Annotated in this window: 14 protein-coding genes; 5 read left to right on the top strand and 9 right to left on the bottom strand. The window is 71.2% G+C overall.

The window, feature by feature from the left end; translation table 11 throughout:
• Positions 1–63: 63 nt before the first annotated feature.
• The 3 genes from ABD355_RS42605 to ABD355_RS42595 all read left to right on the top strand — a co-directional run bounded on the left by ABD355_RS42605 (position 64) and on the right by ABD355_RS42595 (position 1366).
• Entirely contained in the window at positions 64–204 is a 141-nt protein-coding gene (locus ABD355_RS42605) for a hypothetical protein (protein ID WP_344406668.1), read from the top strand.
• A gap of 40 nt (positions 205–244) precedes the next feature.
• Positions 245–433 carry a DUF4314 domain-containing protein gene (locus tag ABD355_RS42600; protein WP_344406667.1) on the top strand — a complete coding sequence of 63 codons (189 nt, stop codon included), beginning with the start codon at positions 245–247 and terminating at the stop codon, positions 431–433.
• A gap of 66 nt (positions 434–499) precedes the next feature.
• A complete protein-coding gene (locus tag ABD355_RS42595; protein WP_344406666.1) occupies positions 500–1366 on the top strand; it encodes a hypothetical protein in 867 nt (288 codons plus the stop codon).
• A gap of 264 nt (positions 1367–1630) precedes the next feature.
• On the opposite strand, the gene fxsT is transcribed toward ABD355_RS42595, so the two are convergent.
• The 3 genes from fxsT to ABD355_RS42580 form a co-directional block, all read right to left on the bottom strand.
• Positions 1631–3916: an FxSxx-COOH system tetratricopeptide repeat protein gene (fxsT, locus tag ABD355_RS42590; RefSeq protein WP_344406665.1), complete on the bottom strand. Its 2286-nt coding sequence runs from the start codon at positions 3914–3916 to the stop codon at positions 1631–1633.
• 1285 nt (positions 3917–5201) lie between these two features.
• Complete coding sequence (locus ABD355_RS42585; protein ID WP_344406738.1) at positions 5202–5933, bottom strand: PIN domain-containing protein; 732 nt, start codon at positions 5931–5933, stop codon at positions 5202–5204.
• Between the two features lie 42 nt (positions 5934–5975).
• Positions 5976–6686, bottom strand: a complete 711-nt coding sequence (locus tag ABD355_RS42580; protein WP_344406664.1) for a hypothetical protein — start codon at positions 6684–6686, stop codon at positions 5976–5978.
• Between the two features lie 163 nt (positions 6687–6849).
• Between ABD355_RS42580 and ABD355_RS42575 the strand changes: the two genes are divergently transcribed.
• Entirely contained in the window at positions 6850–7014 is a 165-nt protein-coding gene (locus ABD355_RS42575; RefSeq protein ID WP_344406663.1) for a hypothetical protein, read from the top strand.
• A 7-nt stretch (positions 7015–7021) separates the two neighbouring features.
• Here the strand turns inward: ABD355_RS42575 and ABD355_RS42570 are convergent, their stop codons facing one another.
• Positions 7022–7501, bottom strand: coding sequence for a hypothetical protein (locus ABD355_RS42570; RefSeq protein ID WP_344406662.1), 480 nt, complete (start codon positions 7499–7501; stop codon positions 7022–7024).
• 723 nt (positions 7502–8224) lie between these two features.
• Between ABD355_RS42570 and ABD355_RS42565 the strand changes: the two genes are divergently transcribed.
• Positions 8225–9175: an anti-sigma factor RsbA family regulatory protein gene (locus tag ABD355_RS42565; protein ID WP_344406661.1), complete on the top strand. Its 951-nt coding sequence runs from the start codon at positions 8225–8227 to the stop codon at positions 9173–9175.
• Positions 9176–9209: 34 nt separating this feature from the next.
• On the opposite strand, the gene mreB is transcribed toward ABD355_RS42565, so the two are convergent.
• The 5 genes from mreB to ABD355_RS42540 form a co-directional block, all read right to left on the bottom strand.
• Positions 9210–10247 (bottom strand): rod shape-determining protein, encoded by a 1038-nt coding sequence (mreB, locus tag ABD355_RS42560; protein ID WP_344406660.1) that lies wholly within the window; start codon positions 10245–10247, stop codon positions 9210–9212.
• 259 nt (positions 10248–10506) lie between these two features.
• A complete protein-coding gene (locus ABD355_RS42555; protein WP_344406659.1) occupies positions 10507–10878 on the bottom strand; it encodes a CU044_2847 family protein in 372 nt (123 codons plus the stop codon).
• Positions 10879–10978: 100 nt separating this feature from the next.
• A complete protein-coding gene (locus tag ABD355_RS42550; RefSeq protein WP_344406736.1) occupies positions 10979–12379 on the bottom strand; it encodes a carboxyl transferase domain-containing protein in 1401 nt (466 codons plus the stop codon).
• Between the two features lie 22 nt (positions 12380–12401).
• Positions 12402–13847 (bottom strand): acyl-CoA synthetase, encoded by a 1446-nt coding sequence (locus ABD355_RS42545; RefSeq protein WP_344406658.1) that lies wholly within the window; start codon positions 13845–13847, stop codon positions 12402–12404.
• A 70-nt stretch (positions 13848–13917) separates the two neighbouring features.
• The gene (locus ABD355_RS42540; protein WP_344406656.1) at positions 13918–14973 is read right to left on the bottom strand and encodes a MerR family transcriptional regulator; all 1056 of its coding nucleotides are present in this window, start codon (positions 14971–14973) and stop codon (positions 13918–13920) included.
• Positions 14974–14975: the final 2 nt, after the last annotated feature.

Raw genomic sequence — 14975 nt, 5'->3', positions numbered from 1 at the left:
CTTAGTCGATCTTGAACTCCTCCCCGAATGCATATAGAATAGAACCATAAGGGGAGGGGAGTCATGGAAGAGCCACCGTTCACATACCCGTACTGCCGCAACCACGACATCCGGTGTCAGAAGCCGGGCTGCGAGGCCTGCGCCTGCGACCACTGCTTCGACTGCGGAGCCTGCCCCACCGAGGCGTGCGACCACGACGCCTAGCCCACCACGACTTCCACAACGCATCACGACTGGAGCGCACATGACCTACAAGAAGGGCGACCGCGTCGCCCTCGTGCACACCACCGACCCGCACACCGAACTCAAGCCCGACGACGAAGGCACCGTCCACCGGTTCGACGCCAACCTCTCCATGCTCTCCGTTAACTGGGACAGCGGCTCCACCCTCTCGATGCTCCTCGACGACGGCGACGAAGTGCGCCCCGCGTAGCCACCCGGGGCCTGCCCCGGCAGGGGCGGGCCCCGCTCCACCCGCAGACCTCTTGGAGAACGCCACATGCTCATTACCGACGCCGCAGTCCGAGAAGCCGCGGCCAACCTCGCCCAAAGCCTCGGCGGAGACTGGGCGATCGACACCGCAGCGCCCGCCGACGGCGCAGCGCACCTCGTCTACAGCGACGGGCGAGGTATCAGCTTCCGCCCCATCTTCGGCGGAACCACCGTCCAACTCTGGATCACCGGCGGCCGCGTACACCCGCTCCCCGACGACGCCACCCTGGCCGACCGCGCCCTCCGCGAAGCACAACTCACTGCACGCCTGGCCGAAGGGCACCGCTACAACAAGGCGACCACCCTCGTCACCGAAGCCGACGAAGATCCGGAACTCATCATCCTGCGCACCCTCGAAGGCGACCTCCTTCCCGCCTTCGACTACAAGCCCCGATACGTCGGCCACCGACCCTGGATAGACCTGTTCGACAAAGCCCTCTCGCAAGTCATGGATGAAGCCCCGCCGGCCACGGGCACCTCGCTGCGCGACGGTGGCCCCGAAGCCCACACGACACCGCCGGACGTCGGTGAAGACGCCGAGCCCGCGGCCGACACCGAAGTTGGCCCCGAAGCCGACAGCGACTCGGTGATCCAGCCTGACCCAACCCCCGCGCCCGACGCTGACCAGCAGGCCGACACTCCCGCAGCCGACGAGGTCCAGGAGGAAGGCCCGTCACCTGTCGAAGAACCCGACCCCGAAGTTGCGCAGTCCCCGGGTTCCGGGCCCGAGACCAACCCCGCCTCGGAGCCGGGGCCCTCCGGTGAGAGCGGCGGTGAAGCGGATATCCAACCGGCGACTGAGGCCAGCCCCGGCACGAAACAGCGCGCCCGCAACCCCACCCCTAGGCGCCGCCCGGAGACCAGCTCCACCTGACCGCGCACGACTCGACCAGGGGAGCACGGCCCGTGCCGCGCTCCCTCCGGAGCGCGATAACCAACGAGACCAGCGCCGTTGGTGACCCTCCTTGGATCTGCCGATACGATGCTCGGGGTGGCCTCAGATCGACTCGCTTTTATTCCACGCCTTGAGGGGGAGCGGGTCAGTGGCGGCAAAACCAACGGCTATCCCAAACCTGCGCACACTCGCTCCAGGTGCCAGGCGTGCCGCAGGTGTCAGAACCATGCTTGTGACACAGGGTCAGGACTGTCCGGTTTCGCCGCCGTCGCGTTCGGCGACGGCACGAGCAAGAAGATTCCGAACATTTCGTGTCAATGAGTGGTCCTCGCCGAGGACTCGCATGCTGTCGGTCAGGGTCTGTTCGAGCAATGGGATGGCCTGTCCCAGGTCCCCCGCCACACCGTAGGCGAACGCGAGGTTGTTGCGGGAGACAAGAGTGTCGGGGTGGTCCTCGCTTAGCGCCCGCACCCGGCCGGTCAGGGTCTGTTCGAGCAATGGGATGGCCTGTCCCAGGTCCCCCGCCCGCAGGTAGGCGCCCGCGAGGGTGCTGCGGCAGGCCAGGGTGTCGGGGTGGTTCTCGCCCAGGGCCCGCACCATGTCGGCCAGGGTCTGTTTGAGTAACTGGATGCCCCGCGCCAGGTGCCCCGCCTCTTGATACGCGCGGGCGAGGTTGTGGCGGGAGGCCAGGGTGTAGGGGTGGTCTTTACCCAGCACCCGCACTCGGTCGTCCAGGGTCCGTTCGAACATTGCGATGGCTCGTTCCGGGTCCCCCGCCTCCCGGTAGGACAGGGCGAGGTCGTGGCATGAGGCCAGAGTGTCGGGGTGGTCCTCGCCCAGCACACGCACTCGGTCAGCCAGGGTCCGTTCGTGCAGCCCGATGGCCCGTCCCAGATCCCCGGCCTCCCGATAGGTGCGGGCGAGGTTGTGGCGGGCGGTCAGAGTGTAGGGGTGGTACCCACCCAGCACTATCACCATGTCGGTCAGGGTTCGTTCGTGCAGCTCGATGGCCCGTCTCAGGTCCCCCGCCGACCGGTAGGTGCAGGCGAGATTGTGGCGGGTGGAAAGGGTGTCGGGGTGGTTCTCGCCCAGCGCCCGCACCATGTCGGCCAGGGCCTGTTCGAGCAACGGGATGGCCTGTCCCAGGTCCCCCGCCGACCGGTAGGCGTTAGCGAGGGTGCTGCGGCAGGCCAGGGTGTTGGGGTGGTCCTCACCTAGCACCCGCACGGTGCCAGCCAGAGCACGCCGGAGGTGGCCAATCGCGCGGGTGAGCTGGCCCTGACCGTCGAGGAATTGCCCGGTGAGGTTGAAGAGGTATGCCGTGGAGTGAGTGTCAGTGTCTGCGGGTGAATGGTCGGCCAGGGCGTCGATATGGGGGATCAGGGTGCGCCAGGTGGGCCAGTCGACGGGATCGTCCCAGTCGGCGGGCAGGGCGTCGTGCAACTGTTTGGTCGCCTGGGTGAGGGCCTGGTCGACGAGTTGGGGCGTTCGGTGGCGTTCGCTGGGGTCGGGAGTACGGGTAACGGCCTGGACGAGCCGGTGGACGGCCAGGGTCTGGGCGGCGGGGTCGGCGGTGATCATGCTGTAGGCGTTCAGGATGCCGATCGCTTTGATCAGTGCGGGCGGGTTGGCGAGGCCGTCCAGGATGGTCACGGGGATCTGGTCAGGTGCGTACCAGGCCAGCAGGCGCAACAGGTCGGCGGCTTGGGGCTGGAGAGCGGTGATCCGATCCAGGGTAACGTTCCAGATCTTGGCGATGGTGTGCTCGTGCGGGGTGACGACGGCGCCGTCGCCGTACATCTCCGCCGGGTACTCGTCGAGCAGTGCGAGGTAGGCGCGGGGGGTGAGCGGATTCTGCGCGAGGTAGGCGGCTGCCTGTTCGACAGCCAGGGGGAGGTGGCCCAGTTCGGCGCACAGTTCGGAGGCGCCGTCCAGGTCCCTGGGGCCGGCGTGGGTGGCAATGCGGGTGAGCAGGTCCAGGGATTCGGCTTCATCCAGAACGTCAAGGCGTACGGTCGTGGTGACGTTGTGCCAGACGGTGGCAAGTCTGCTGGTGATCAGGAAGCGGCCGTTGGTGGGTCGCGCGAGCAAAGGGGCGATGTCGGAGGGGTCGTTGACGTTGTCCAGGATCAGTAGCCAGCCGGAGTGGGTGGCAAGCCACTGCAGGGCACGCTCGGCCAAGTCCTTTGGCGAGAGCGCATCGGGCAGGCCCGATTCCAGAGCGGTGGCCAGTTCGACCAAGCCCTCCTGAACGCTGGTGGCACTGGAGGCGTTGATCCATCGGACCGGGGTGCAGCCGTGGGCGCGGGTGGCAGCCCAGTGGGCGGCCAGCGTGCTCTTGCCGATCCCGCCCAGCCCGTGCATAGCCTGCACCACCACCCCGCCCGGAGCCGCCAGTGCAGCATCCAACCGGTCTAGTTCGGTCGTGCGCCCGACGAACATCCGTGGTCGCACCGGCAGATTGTCCAGTCCAGCCGGAGCCGCCACTTCAGCGGGTGGCCGAACCGCCCCGGGCGGCAGATACACCACCCTGGCACCGTCCCCGGTCAGCACTGGGGCGTAGCTGTCACCCCCGATGGCGGCGGCCCGCTCGGCGTTTGCCTCCGCCCGTGAGTCGGTGGTGGGCGGTTCTGGCTGCGTACTGGTGTGCCTGAAAGGCCACTTCACGAGTGGTCGCCCCCAGCCTGGTCGCCGGTGGACAACGGGCCGGAGTTGGTTCCGCCGATGGCGATCCCACGGTTCCCGGAAGCAGACACCGTATCCGGGGCTGGCAGCGAAGCGGGGTGTGGTCCGGCAGCAGGCTGAGCGGGTAGGGGCTGGGCGGGCGTGGTTGTGTCGCCAGTGGAGACGGGAGATTGGTTGTCCCCGCCGATGGCGACGGCGCGCTCGGCCGTGGCTACAACCGAGCGGCCGGAGGTTCCGGTCGCTGGGGCCTGAGTGGTGGCGAAGCCCTGGCCCCACAGCACGGCCAGCGAGCCCAGCACCGCGCCGAGCGCGCCGGCCAGTGACCAGCGGATCGCGGGGTCCTTGAGTAGAGGCGGCAACACGATGGCCCCGCATAGCCACGCTGGCACCGCGAAGGCCGCGGCCGTTATCAGCCCCGCCACCACCCACCTAACGTTCCGTCCCATGTCGCCCCCACCCGCGCCGAATGTCCGTGTCTATCACCACGATGGCAGCAACATCCCCGCCCCGACCCGCCTTTGCGCATACAGGGCACGCCGAGCCCGGCATGTGGCGACCGCCACGAGGCAGGGAGAGCCCCAGGCGGAGGGTTCATCCTTCACACCGCGCGCCCCAAGCCTCGCCCCGCCCGCTCTCTCCAGCGCACTCTGGAAGAGGGGCGACTGAGCCGGATAGGCTGACGAGACAACGTCTGGCCTGTGGAAATGGCCACAGAGGCTCCGCCCCGAGCAGAGGGGCGGAGCCTCTGCGCGTTGGAATGAAAATCCGCTGCGGGCGGGTTCGAAGGCCCGTCCTTGAGCTGGCGCGATCGCCTTTCGTGCCTTCGGCCCGATCCTGTCGGGCCTCTTTGAGGCCGAGTTGAGGCCGCAAGGACAGGAACAGACTGACAAGGGCTGACCAGCCCCAACCTGGGTAACCGCATCTGACCTGCGAAAACGTCAAGGATGAGCATTGATCGGCAAGGACCGCCAAGATCCTCAAAGGACTCATAATCCGTCGGCCGTGGGTTCGAGTCCCACCCGCCCCACCACTCACTTCTATGACCTGCGGAAACGTCTCACCACGGGTGCGACTCAGGGCCTTCGGCCAGGAACTGAATCCGCTGCTCGTGGGTTCAACTCCGGTTCTGTCAGCGTGCGTTGGGATCACAGCAACCTGCGCAGACGGTGCGGGCGACGGTTTCGAAGTCGCGGTCGTGAGGGAGCGGAGTGAGGCCGGCTTCCTCGGCGGCGGCCACCAGGAGATCGACCGGGCCTGCGGTGCGGTCCGTGGCGGAACGGGCCGAGTGGAGGACTTCCCGTTCGGCCGCTGTTCTGGCGGAGCAGGGCGCGGGCGAGGGCGGAATGCGGATGAGGTAGTCGGCGACGGTCACTCGTTCGCTCGGTGTCGCGGGCGTCGCGTGCGGCGGTATGAGTGCTTGTCCCGCAGTCAGGGGCATGCCGGTGTCGATGAGGAACGCCGCCGCCTGGGGCAGCGCGAGCGGGAAGTGTCCGAGCCGGTCCGCCGGCGCGTGCAGTTCCCTTGTGTCGTCCCGCCTTCGTCCACCGTGAGCCGTGAGCGGAGGTAGTCGACGGCCTCCTCGGGGCGCGAAGGTTCCGACCGGCACGATCCGGGCGGACGAACGGATCACCGCCGCGTCCCGCCGACGGGTCGTCACCACGCTCCCGACCCGCAGGTCCGCCGGTTCGTCGACGTCGTCCAGGACCACGAGCCGTGGCCGCGTCGTCGTACGCAGCCAGGCCACGAAGAGGTCGGCCTGGGTCTCGTCGTCCCAGCCGCTCCCGCCCTCTCCGCCCGCGACCACCCGCCACGCGCGGGCCGACCACGACCTCGATGCCGTCAGGGCGATCGAACGGCTCACGGCCCTCTTCGCCAGGCTGCCCACCGATCTCGCCCCGTGGGCTCACGACGCCCTGCCGGACCTGCCGCTGAGGGACTGATCGGGATGTGCCCCGCGCGTGACGGACCACATGAAGTGCTGGATCAGCCGCAGCGCCCGCTCTGTGTCCCAGAGCCGAGGGGAGGCCAGGGGGCCGCTCTCCGCGCACAGCTCGTCCGGTGGGAGATCCGCCATGCTGGGCAGGGCGCGCAGCACGTCGGTCAGCAGCGTGCGGAAGTGCTCGCCGACCGGTTCGGCGGCCGCCCGACGCAGTCGTTCCAGCGCCGTCTCCACAGCGGAGAGCCGGGCGAGCACGGCAGCATCGTCGACGGCCTCCCCGGGCGGCGGTGCGAAGTCCATGGACCGCAGGACTCGTTCGGCCACGGCGGAGTCGACCGGCGCGGCCCGCCACTCGTGGGCATCGAGTGCGACGTCGGCGCGCTGCACGATCTCGGCCACCGCCCGGGCGATCGGCCGGGGAAGCAGGGCGAGCGGGCGGCCGGTCCACTCGCGCGCGTACTCGGCGAACGAAGGGTCGCTCCTGATGTCGCTGCCCACCTCGATGTAGTCGATGTCGATCCGCTCGTGGGCCTCGGAGTGCTCCCACAGCAACTCCACCGGGTGGTAGGCGTGCTCGTCCAGGAACCTCCACCATGCCTCTCGACCGAGGGGGGAATCGAGCAGCGGCAGCACGATCCTGCATGCGTAACACACCACGTCGACAAGTTCGGCCACGTTTTCCTCCATCGGTCGGCGGCCTCGAACCCTGGTCGGGGCCGCCGACCGCCCATTCTGCGCGGGTCGGCGGGTTCGGTGCGGTGTTGTGCCCGTCGGGGTGCTGTGAAGAGGGAGCCTCGGTGGTGCCATTGCGCGTACGCTCGCGCCCAAGGAGGGCGCCATGGCCGGGCATGCGAAACCGATCAGGATGTGGTGGCTGGTCACGCTGACCGCCGTGACCATGGCGGTCATAGCGGTCGTTCTCGTGCTCCAGGCCGACTCCGGCGAGGCGACCTCGCCCCGGCCGAGCGATCCTCCCTCGGCCACCTCGTCCGTCCTCGGATAGGCAGTTCTCAGCCCGCTTCCCCGTGCAGGTCGTCGCGCAGGCGGCGCAGGTCGTCGGCGTGGCGGCCCAGGCCGTTGAGGCGCAGCCGGGCTGCCTCCGTGCGGGGGCCGGGGCGGAGCGTGAAGGCCAGGTCGAGGGATTCGCGCAGCATCCAGAGGTCGTAGGCGAGGAGCCGTGCCGCCTGGGCCTGCGCCCGCTGCAGATCCGGCTCGGTGAGTTCGAGGTCCTGCAGTCGGGTGCGCAGGCGGTGCAGGGTGCTGCTCTGGCGGCTGCACATACGTGCCGTCCGGCGGGAGACGGGACCCGGTTCGCCACAGGCGGCCACCGCCTCGTCGGCCGGTGTCTGGGCGGCCACCGCCTCGTCCAGGACGGCGACCAGCGCGAGCAACTGGGTCCGGCGCGAAGGGCGGGCGGGTGCCGGGCGGTGGGCGAGCGTCCGTGCGGCGCGGTGCCACCGGACGGCGCCCTGGGGTGTGCGTAGGCGCATGGCTCCAGTGTGCGCCGCGGACGCCGGGAGCCGACCGTCACGGCCAGTGTGGTTGGAAGACCGCCGTGAACAAGATCCTCCAGGAGCTGGGGAAGACCGAGCGGCCCTCATGCAGCGCTGGCAGCCGGGGGACGCGGTGTACGTCTGGACTTCCGGCCGGGCGCCTACGGTACGGCGACCGCGCTGACCGAGGCCTTCGCCGACGCTCCCGTCCGCCACAACGGCCGGTGTGGATCCCCGTGGGCCGGCGCGCGCGTCCCGTACCTCCCGAGGCGGTACTCCACTGGGCCGATCCCGACTGGTTCAAACCGGCTCGAACATAACGGGCTAATGGGTTTCTAAGGGTCGTCCTCATCACGGAGGAGTAGCGGTTTCTGTCCCAGGTCGTACTCCGGAGGCATGGCAGGTGTCTCCGTGGGCACGATGTGGCGAAGTGGCGCGCGGACCAGGCTGGTTCACGTAAGCCAGCCGGTCCGAGGAGGGCGTCATGAACCGTCAGACCCGCGTCCGTGTCAACCGCAGGCCCGCCACGCCCCGCGACACCACCATCGACCGCAGGACGCCGTCGGGGCGGATCCTGCCGTACTGATGCCGCACGCGGACCACCCCGCGGATCCTGCGAGGAGTGACAGCCGACTTCCGGGGTACGCGGGCTGACATCAAGGGAGCCGGTGGGGCAGGGGAGGCGGTGGTGAGCATGCACGTCGACGGGAGTGGTCGGCAGTGACCCCCGACGACGACGCAGGCCTCGCCCCCTTCGTGCACCCCGCGCTCCTCTACGCCGACGAGGACGAGTACCTCGCGGGCACCGTCCCCTTCGTCCGGGACGCCCTCACGGCCGGTGAACCCGTCGCCGTGGCCGTGCCCGGGGAGCGCCTCCGGCTGATCCGGGACGCGTTGGGCGAGGACGCCGCGTCCGTGCGGTTCCTGGACATGCGGGAGGCCGGGCGCAACCCCGGCCGGATCATCCCCGCGGTGCTGCGTGCCTTCGCCGACGCCCAGCCGACCGGCACCCGCGTCAGCATCATCGGCGAACCGATCTGGGCCGGCCGTACACCCTCCGAATACCCCGCCTGTGTCCAGCACGAGGCACTGATCAACGCCGCCTTCCGGGGCCGGAGCGCGACCATCCTGTGCCCGTACGACATCCGGCGCCTCGACCCGCAGATCGTCGCGGACGCCTACGCCACCCACCCCACCCTCGTCCTTGGCTCCGGACGGCGGGAGGACAGCCGGGCCTACGCCCCCGGGGACGTCGTGGCCCGCTACAACGAACCGCTGCCGCCCGTACCGGTCGTCCCGCCCTCCCTGTCCTTCCGCTTCGACACCGACTCCCTCTCCGAGGCCCGGCACCGCGCCGTCGACGAGGCCGTACGCCTGGGCCTCGCGTCTCCGCGGGTCGAGGACCTGGCGCTGGCCACCGCCGAACTGGTCACCAACAGCGTGGTGCACGGCGGCGGTTCGGGCGTGCTCGGTGTGTGGGCCGAGGACGGGTACGTGGTGTGCGAGGTCCGCGACAAGGGCCATCTGACCGATCCGCTGGCCGGCCGCAGACCGGTCCCGCGTGACCAGCGCGGCGGCCGTGGGCTCCTCATGGTCAACCTCCTCGCGGACCTGGTGCGCGTCCACACCGGTCCGGAGGGCACCGCCGTGCGCTGCTGGTTCGCCCGATGACCGGGCGTCCGGCTGCTCGGCGTCCGTCCGGGGCTCACATGACGGTCGCGCCGAGCACCAGCGGCTCGATTCTGCCCTCCAGCATGTAGCCCAGGCCCTGTACGGCACACACGTCGGGCCGTTCGGCGATGTGCACCGGCATGCCGGTGGCCTGCCGCACCATCTCGTCCAGCCCGGGCAGCAGCGCGCTGCCGCCCACCAGCATGATCCCGCGGTCGACGAGGTCGGCGACCAGATCGGGCGGGCACTCCCGCAGCACCCGGCCGATGACGTCGACCACTGCGGTCAGCGGGGTCTCGATCGCCTCGCGCACGGCGGCGGTGTCGACCTGCACCGAGCGGACGAGACCGGTGACCACGTCCCGCCCCCGGATCACGGTGGACTTCGGACCCTGGGCGGTCAGCCCTATGTCGGACAGCGCCAGGTGCAGGGGGCGTACGGACTGGCTGGGGAGCATCAACTCGTGCTGGTGGCGCAGGTGTTGGACGATCGCGTGGTCCACGGCGTCGCCGCCGACGGGAATGCGTTCGGAGCTCACCGTCGAGCCCAGCGAGAGCACGGCCACCTGGGTGGTCGCCGTCCCGCAGGCCATGATCATGGTGGCCTCGGGCTGCTGCACGGGCAGCCCGCACCCCACGGCGGCGGCGATGAGCGTGTCGACGAGCTCCACGCGCCGTGCGCCGAGCCCGACCAGCGTCTCGACGGCCGCCCGCCGGGCCAGCGGGTCGGCCTCGTGCGGGGTGCAGGCCGCGGCGCGCAGGAACGGCTTGCGGCGCAGGGCGCGGCGGAGTCTGTCGCCGAGCAGGCCCCGGAGCATGCGCTGCGCCATCTCGATGTCGACGACGGTGCCGCCGGACACCGGGCGCACCACGCGGATGTGGCCCGGGGTGCGGCCCCTCATCCGCTCGGCGAAGTCACCCACGGCGATGAGGGCACCGCTGCGGGTGTTCACGGCGGCGACGGACGGCTGGTCGACGACGAGGCCGACGCCCCTGACGTAGACACGGGTCCGGGCCGCCCCCAGGTCGACGGCGAAATGGCAGCGCCGCAACTGCTCCAGACTTGCGGTCATGCAGGGTCCTCCAGAAAAACGCAGACCGTGGGGCCGCCGGGCAGCGGGTCCCAATGGCATCGTGCGGTGCCGGAGGGGGGTGGCGCCCTTTGTGGGGGGCCGGTCGGGGCGCGGCTGAATGGGGGTTCTGCGGTTTATGTTCGGCGCCTTCGTCGTCGCGAGGACATCAGCTCGATCGAGCACGCCACCGACGGACCCGGCACCGGCCGCGACGCGGCGCGCCTCCTCCGTGAAGTGGGTGAGGAGGCGTTCGGAAATGTCATGACCGGCCGGAGTCCGCGGGAGTCGGCTGCGGCGGTTCCGGAGCGGGCCGGGACTGCTCCGGCGACCAGCTGAGCTTGACCACCAGATGCCCCTCCGCGGCGCCCTTCGCGATGACCGCGCCCGTCTCCGCGCTGAGCTTCACCCCGAACTCGAGCTCCACGGTGTCGGGCCTGAGCGAACCGTCCCGGAACACCCTGAGCGCCGACTCGGCCGCCGCCCGCACCCCGTCCAGGGCGTTTTCGAAGGTCCGCGCGGCCTGGACGGGGCCGCCGCCGCGGGAGACGAGCCGGGCGCCGGTCTCGCTCTGCACGCCCTCCACGACGACCCGGGCACCGTCCTCGGTCCTGAACTCCATCAACCCGTCCATGGCTGCCGCTCGCCCCCCGTGTGCTGTGTGACCTCGCCGAACTTCATTGTCGCCGACGGTGCTTGGCGATGTCCCGGGTTCTGCGGGGACGGGATGCCGGTCAGGGCCCGACGATGCCCCGGATCACCCCCAGCTCCACCAGGTCCTGCGGCCGGATCCGCAGCTGGTCGGCCGTCGCCTCGACCTCCTCGGCCGGCCGCTTGAGGATCGCGGCCGCCGGCTCCGGTGCGATCACCGAGAAGTAACTGTCCGGCGTGGCCCAGGTGTTGCCGGCCGCGGCCAGTGCCAGTGCGCCGCCGGAGCCGCCCTCGCCGATGACCAGGGTGGTGACCGGGACGCGGGCGGCCGCGACCGCGCCGAACAGCTCCGCGATCGCGGCGCCCGCGCCCTGCCGTTCCGCCTCCGCGTCGTTGGCCGCACCGGGGGTGTCCACGAGGGTCAGCACGGGGATGCCGAGCCGGTCCGCCAGCCGGACCAGGCGGGTGGCTGTGCGGTAGCCCGCCGGGCGGGTGGGGGCGCCGGTCTGGGCGGCGTAGGCGACTGTGCGACCCGCGTGTTCGCCGAAACCGCAGACCATGCCCGCTGTGTCGGTGCCGCCGCAGCGGTCGCCGTGGATCGCTACGCGGCGCGTGAAGTAGGCGTCCAAGTAGGCGTGGGCGCGGGGGCGTTGGGGGGAGCGGGCGCGGTGGACCGCGTCCCAGCCGGTGGTGGGGAGTTCCTGGGTGCCGAGGGCGAAGGGGAGCGGCGCTGCTGGTGGTGGCGCGGTGGGCCGTATGGCGTCCGCGGCGCCGCTGTGGCTGGTCGCGCCCACGCCGCGGAGTCGCATATGTTGCAGCCCCGCGCCCCTTTGGGGCGCGGAAAGCAGCCGCAGCCACGACCCCAGCGTCTCCCGTAGTTCCGCCGGAGGCACCACCGCATCCACCGCCCCCGCCGCCACCTGCGCCTCCGCCGTATACGCCGTCGGGTCCGCGTCCGCCGGCCGTACCCGCGACCCTGCGAAGCCGACCTGTGCTCCCGGCAGAGCGAGGATCACGTCCGCGCCTGCGCCGAGGGTGGCCCAGCCGCCGCCCGTTGTGGGGTCCCGGAGGACGGCGATCTGGGGGAGGCCGGCCTCTCGGGTGAGCGCCGACTGGCGGGCCACGCGCTGGAGTTGGGTGAGGGCGAGCATGCCCTCCTGCATACGGCTGCCGCCCGTGGCGACCAGCGGCACGACCGGGAGGCGGTGGGCGCGGGCGTGGCCGTGGGCGGCCTCCAGGCGGTCGCCGGTCCGCTCACCGAGCGAGCCGCCGAGGAAGCCGAACTCGAAGGCGATCAGCACCGCCTGCGTGCCCGCGACCCGGGCCGTGCCGCACACGACCGACTCCGTCTCGCCGGTGCGCTCGACCGCGCGGGCACGGGCGGCGTCGTAACCCTGCCAGGCAAGGGGGCCGTCCGGCACGGACTCCCTGGCCGGGTACGGGAGTTCGGTGAAGGTCGAGGGGTCGGTGACGAGCGCGAGCATCTCGCGGGCGGAGAGGCGAGGCTCAGGCACGGTGCAGTGCCCGCTTCATGATCTTCCCCATGTCGTTGCGGGGCAGGCGCTCCAGGTAGTGGACCACGCGCGGACGCTTGTGCGGGGCGAGGCGGCCCGCCACATGGTCCGCCAGCTCTTCGGGGCTGGGCGGTGATTGGGGGTCCTCCGGCACCACCCATGCCACGATCCGCTCACCCAGATCCGCATCCGGCTCCCCGGTGACCGCCGCCTCCCGCACCCCCGCATGCTCCAGCAACGCGTTCTCGATCTCACCGGCCCCGATCTTGTAACCCCCGCTCTTGATCAGGTCGGTGGCCTTGCGGCCGACGATCCGGACGTAGCCGTCGGACTCGCGGACGGCCATGTCGCCCGTCCGGAAGAACCCGTCGGCGGTGAACGCGGCGGCCGTGGCGTCGGGCCGGTTCAGGTACTCGGTGAACAGGTTCGGGCCGCGCACCTGGATCTCGCCGACGCTCTCGCCGTCGTACGAGGTGATCGCCGTCCCGTCCTCCTCCACCAGCCGCAGCTCGACACCCGGCAGCGGCACGCCCACCGTGCCCGCGCGCGGCTCGCCGTCCGCGCGCACGCTGGTGTTCATGAGGGTCTCCGTCATGCCGTACCGCTCGATGACCCGCCGTCCCGTCGCGGCCGCGATGCGCTCGTGGTCGTGGACCGGGAGCGCGGCGGAACCGGAGACCAGCAGCCGGGCCCGTCCGAGGGCCTTCGCCAGCTCCGGCTCCTCGGACAGGGCGCCGGCGATGCGGTGGTACATCGTCGGCACCCCGAACAGCATGGTCGCGCCCTCGTTCAGCTCGCGGGCCACGCCCTCCGTACTGAACCGCCCCAGGTGGCGGACGGATCCGCCGCGCCGGAGCGGGCCCAGGATGCCCAGCACCAGACCGTGCACATGGAACAGCGGCAGCCCGTGCACGAGCACGTCGTCACCGGTCCACTGCCAGGCGTCGGCGAGCGCGTCCAGCGTGGTGGCGATCGCCCGGCGGGGCAGGACGGCACCCTTGGGCGGGCCGGTCGTGCCGGAGGTGTAGACGATCAGGGCGGGGGCCTCGTCGTCGATCAGGAGGGCGAGGGCAGTGCTTCCGGTGCCGGTCACGTCGACATCGATGCGCTCCAGGTCCCGTACGGGCGGCGGCAGTTCGTCACCGGGAGCCGCGAGCACCACGCTGGGCGCACTGTCGGACAGGATGTGCCCGAGCTCCTTCTCGCCCGACTTCGGGTTGAGCGGTACGGCGGCCGCCCCGGCCCGCAGCGCCGCCACCACGGCCACCGCGGTCTCCAGCGCCGGCGTGGCCCAGATCGCGACCCGTCCGCCGGGCGGGAGCCGGGCCGCGAGGGCACCGGTCGCGGTGGTGAGCTCGGCGTACGTCAGGGACCGGTCGCCGAAGCGCAGAGCCACCCGCTCGCTCGGGCTCTGAAGGGCGGGAAAGAGACAGGACACGCGATGCACTCCATCCGTCAGGGCGGGAACGACACCCTCGTTCCTACACCAGCCGCCCCGCCGGCGGCGATCAGGAGGCTTCTCGCACCACGTCCGCCACCACGCAGCTCACGTTGTCCGGACCTCCGGCCTCGTTCGCCGCGTCCACCAGGGCCCTTACGGCCACGTCCGGGGCGCCGGTGGTGAGGAGCTCTCGTATACGGGCGTCGGGAAGCACGGTGGGCAGACCGTCGGAGCACAGGAGGTAGCGGTCGCCGGGGGCGGCGTCGTGCAGACGCAGGTCCGGGGTGCCGGTGCCGAGGGCCTTGAGCAGGAGGGTGCGCTGCGGATGGGCCGTGGCCTCCTGCTCGGTCAGACGGCCCTCGTCGATCAGCGACTGGACCACCGTGTGGTCGTGGGTGATGCGGAACAGCTCCCCGTCGCGCAGCAGATAGACGCGGGAGTCGCCGATGTGGACGAGGGCGAGGCGGGAGCCCGTCCAGAGCAGGGCGGTGAGGGTCGTGCCGTTGGCGTCGGGGTCGTCCGTCGCGTCCCGGACCGCCTCGGTGGCGCCCTGCACGGCGTCCTCCAGGAGGTTGAGCACACTGCCCGCCGACACCTCCTGAGTGTCCAGGAACCTGAGCGCCTCGACGGCCGCGCTGCTCGCGGGCGCACCGGCCGGCCCGAAGCCGTCGGCGACGGCGAGCAGCCGCGCGCCCGCATAGGCCGTGTCCTGGTTGGCGGGCCGCACCCGGCCGCGGTCGGAGTGGGCGAAGTACCGCAGTTCCAGCATGGTGGTGTCCTTCCTGGTTTCTTCCGTCAGGTGATCCACGAGGAACGCGGCGAGATCCCGCCGTACCGCCGTCTCGGCCTCCACCCGCGCCCAGTACGCGCGGATCTCCCGGGCGGCGGCCCCCGGTTCGAGAGCGCACACCTCCCGGATCCGGGCCAGCGGCATGCCCAGCCGCCGCAGCCACGCCACCAGCCGGGCCTGCTCCAGCTGCCCGAGGGCGTAGTAGCGGTAGCCGGTGTGCGGGTCGACCCGGGCGGGGCGCAGCAGCTCCAGCTCGTCGTAGAGGCGAAGAGCCTTCGGCGAGAGCCGGCAGGCCCGTGCGAACGCACCGATCGTGAGCATGTCCCTGCGCATCC

It is taken from the genome of Streptomyces longisporus (genome assembly GCF_039532765.1).
Taxonomy (GTDB): Bacteria; Actinomycetota; Actinomycetes; order Streptomycetales; family Streptomycetaceae; genus Streptomyces; species Streptomyces longisporus.
Note: the sequence above shows the minus strand (reverse complement) of the source record. Positions and strands in the feature narration are given on the sequence as shown.

Excerpts from the sequence above, each read along its gene's own strand:
- mreB (WP_344406660.1), bottom strand. The coding sequence starts at position 10,247 with ATGACCGCAAGTCTGGAGCAGTTGCGGCGCTGCCATTTCGCCGTCGAC.
- ABD355_RS42605 (WP_344406668.1), top strand. The coding sequence starts at position 64 with ATGGAAGAGCCACCGTTCACATACCCGTACTGCCGCAACCACGACATC.
- ABD355_RS42540 (WP_344406656.1), bottom strand. The coding sequence starts at position 14,973 with ATGCGCAGGGACATGCTCACGATCGGTGCGTTCGCACGGGCCTGCCGG.
- ABD355_RS42575 (WP_344406663.1), top strand. The coding sequence starts at position 6,850 with ATGGCCGGGCATGCGAAACCGATCAGGATGTGGTGGCTGGTCACGCTG.
- ABD355_RS42550 (WP_344406736.1), bottom strand. The coding sequence starts at position 12,379 with ATGCTCGCGCTCGTCACCGACCCCTCGACCTTCACCGAACTCCCGTAC.
- ABD355_RS42595 (WP_344406666.1), top strand. The coding sequence starts at position 500 with ATGCTCATTACCGACGCCGCAGTCCGAGAAGCCGCGGCCAACCTCGCC.
- ABD355_RS42600 (WP_344406667.1), top strand. The coding sequence starts at position 245 with ATGACCTACAAGAAGGGCGACCGCGTCGCCCTCGTGCACACCACCGAC.
- ABD355_RS42555 (WP_344406659.1), bottom strand. The coding sequence starts at position 10,878 with ATGGACGGGTTGATGGAGTTCAGGACCGAGGACGGTGCCCGGGTCGTC.
- ABD355_RS42570 (WP_344406662.1), bottom strand. The coding sequence starts at position 7,501 with ATGCGCCTACGCACACCCCAGGGCGCCGTCCGGTGGCACCGCGCCGCA.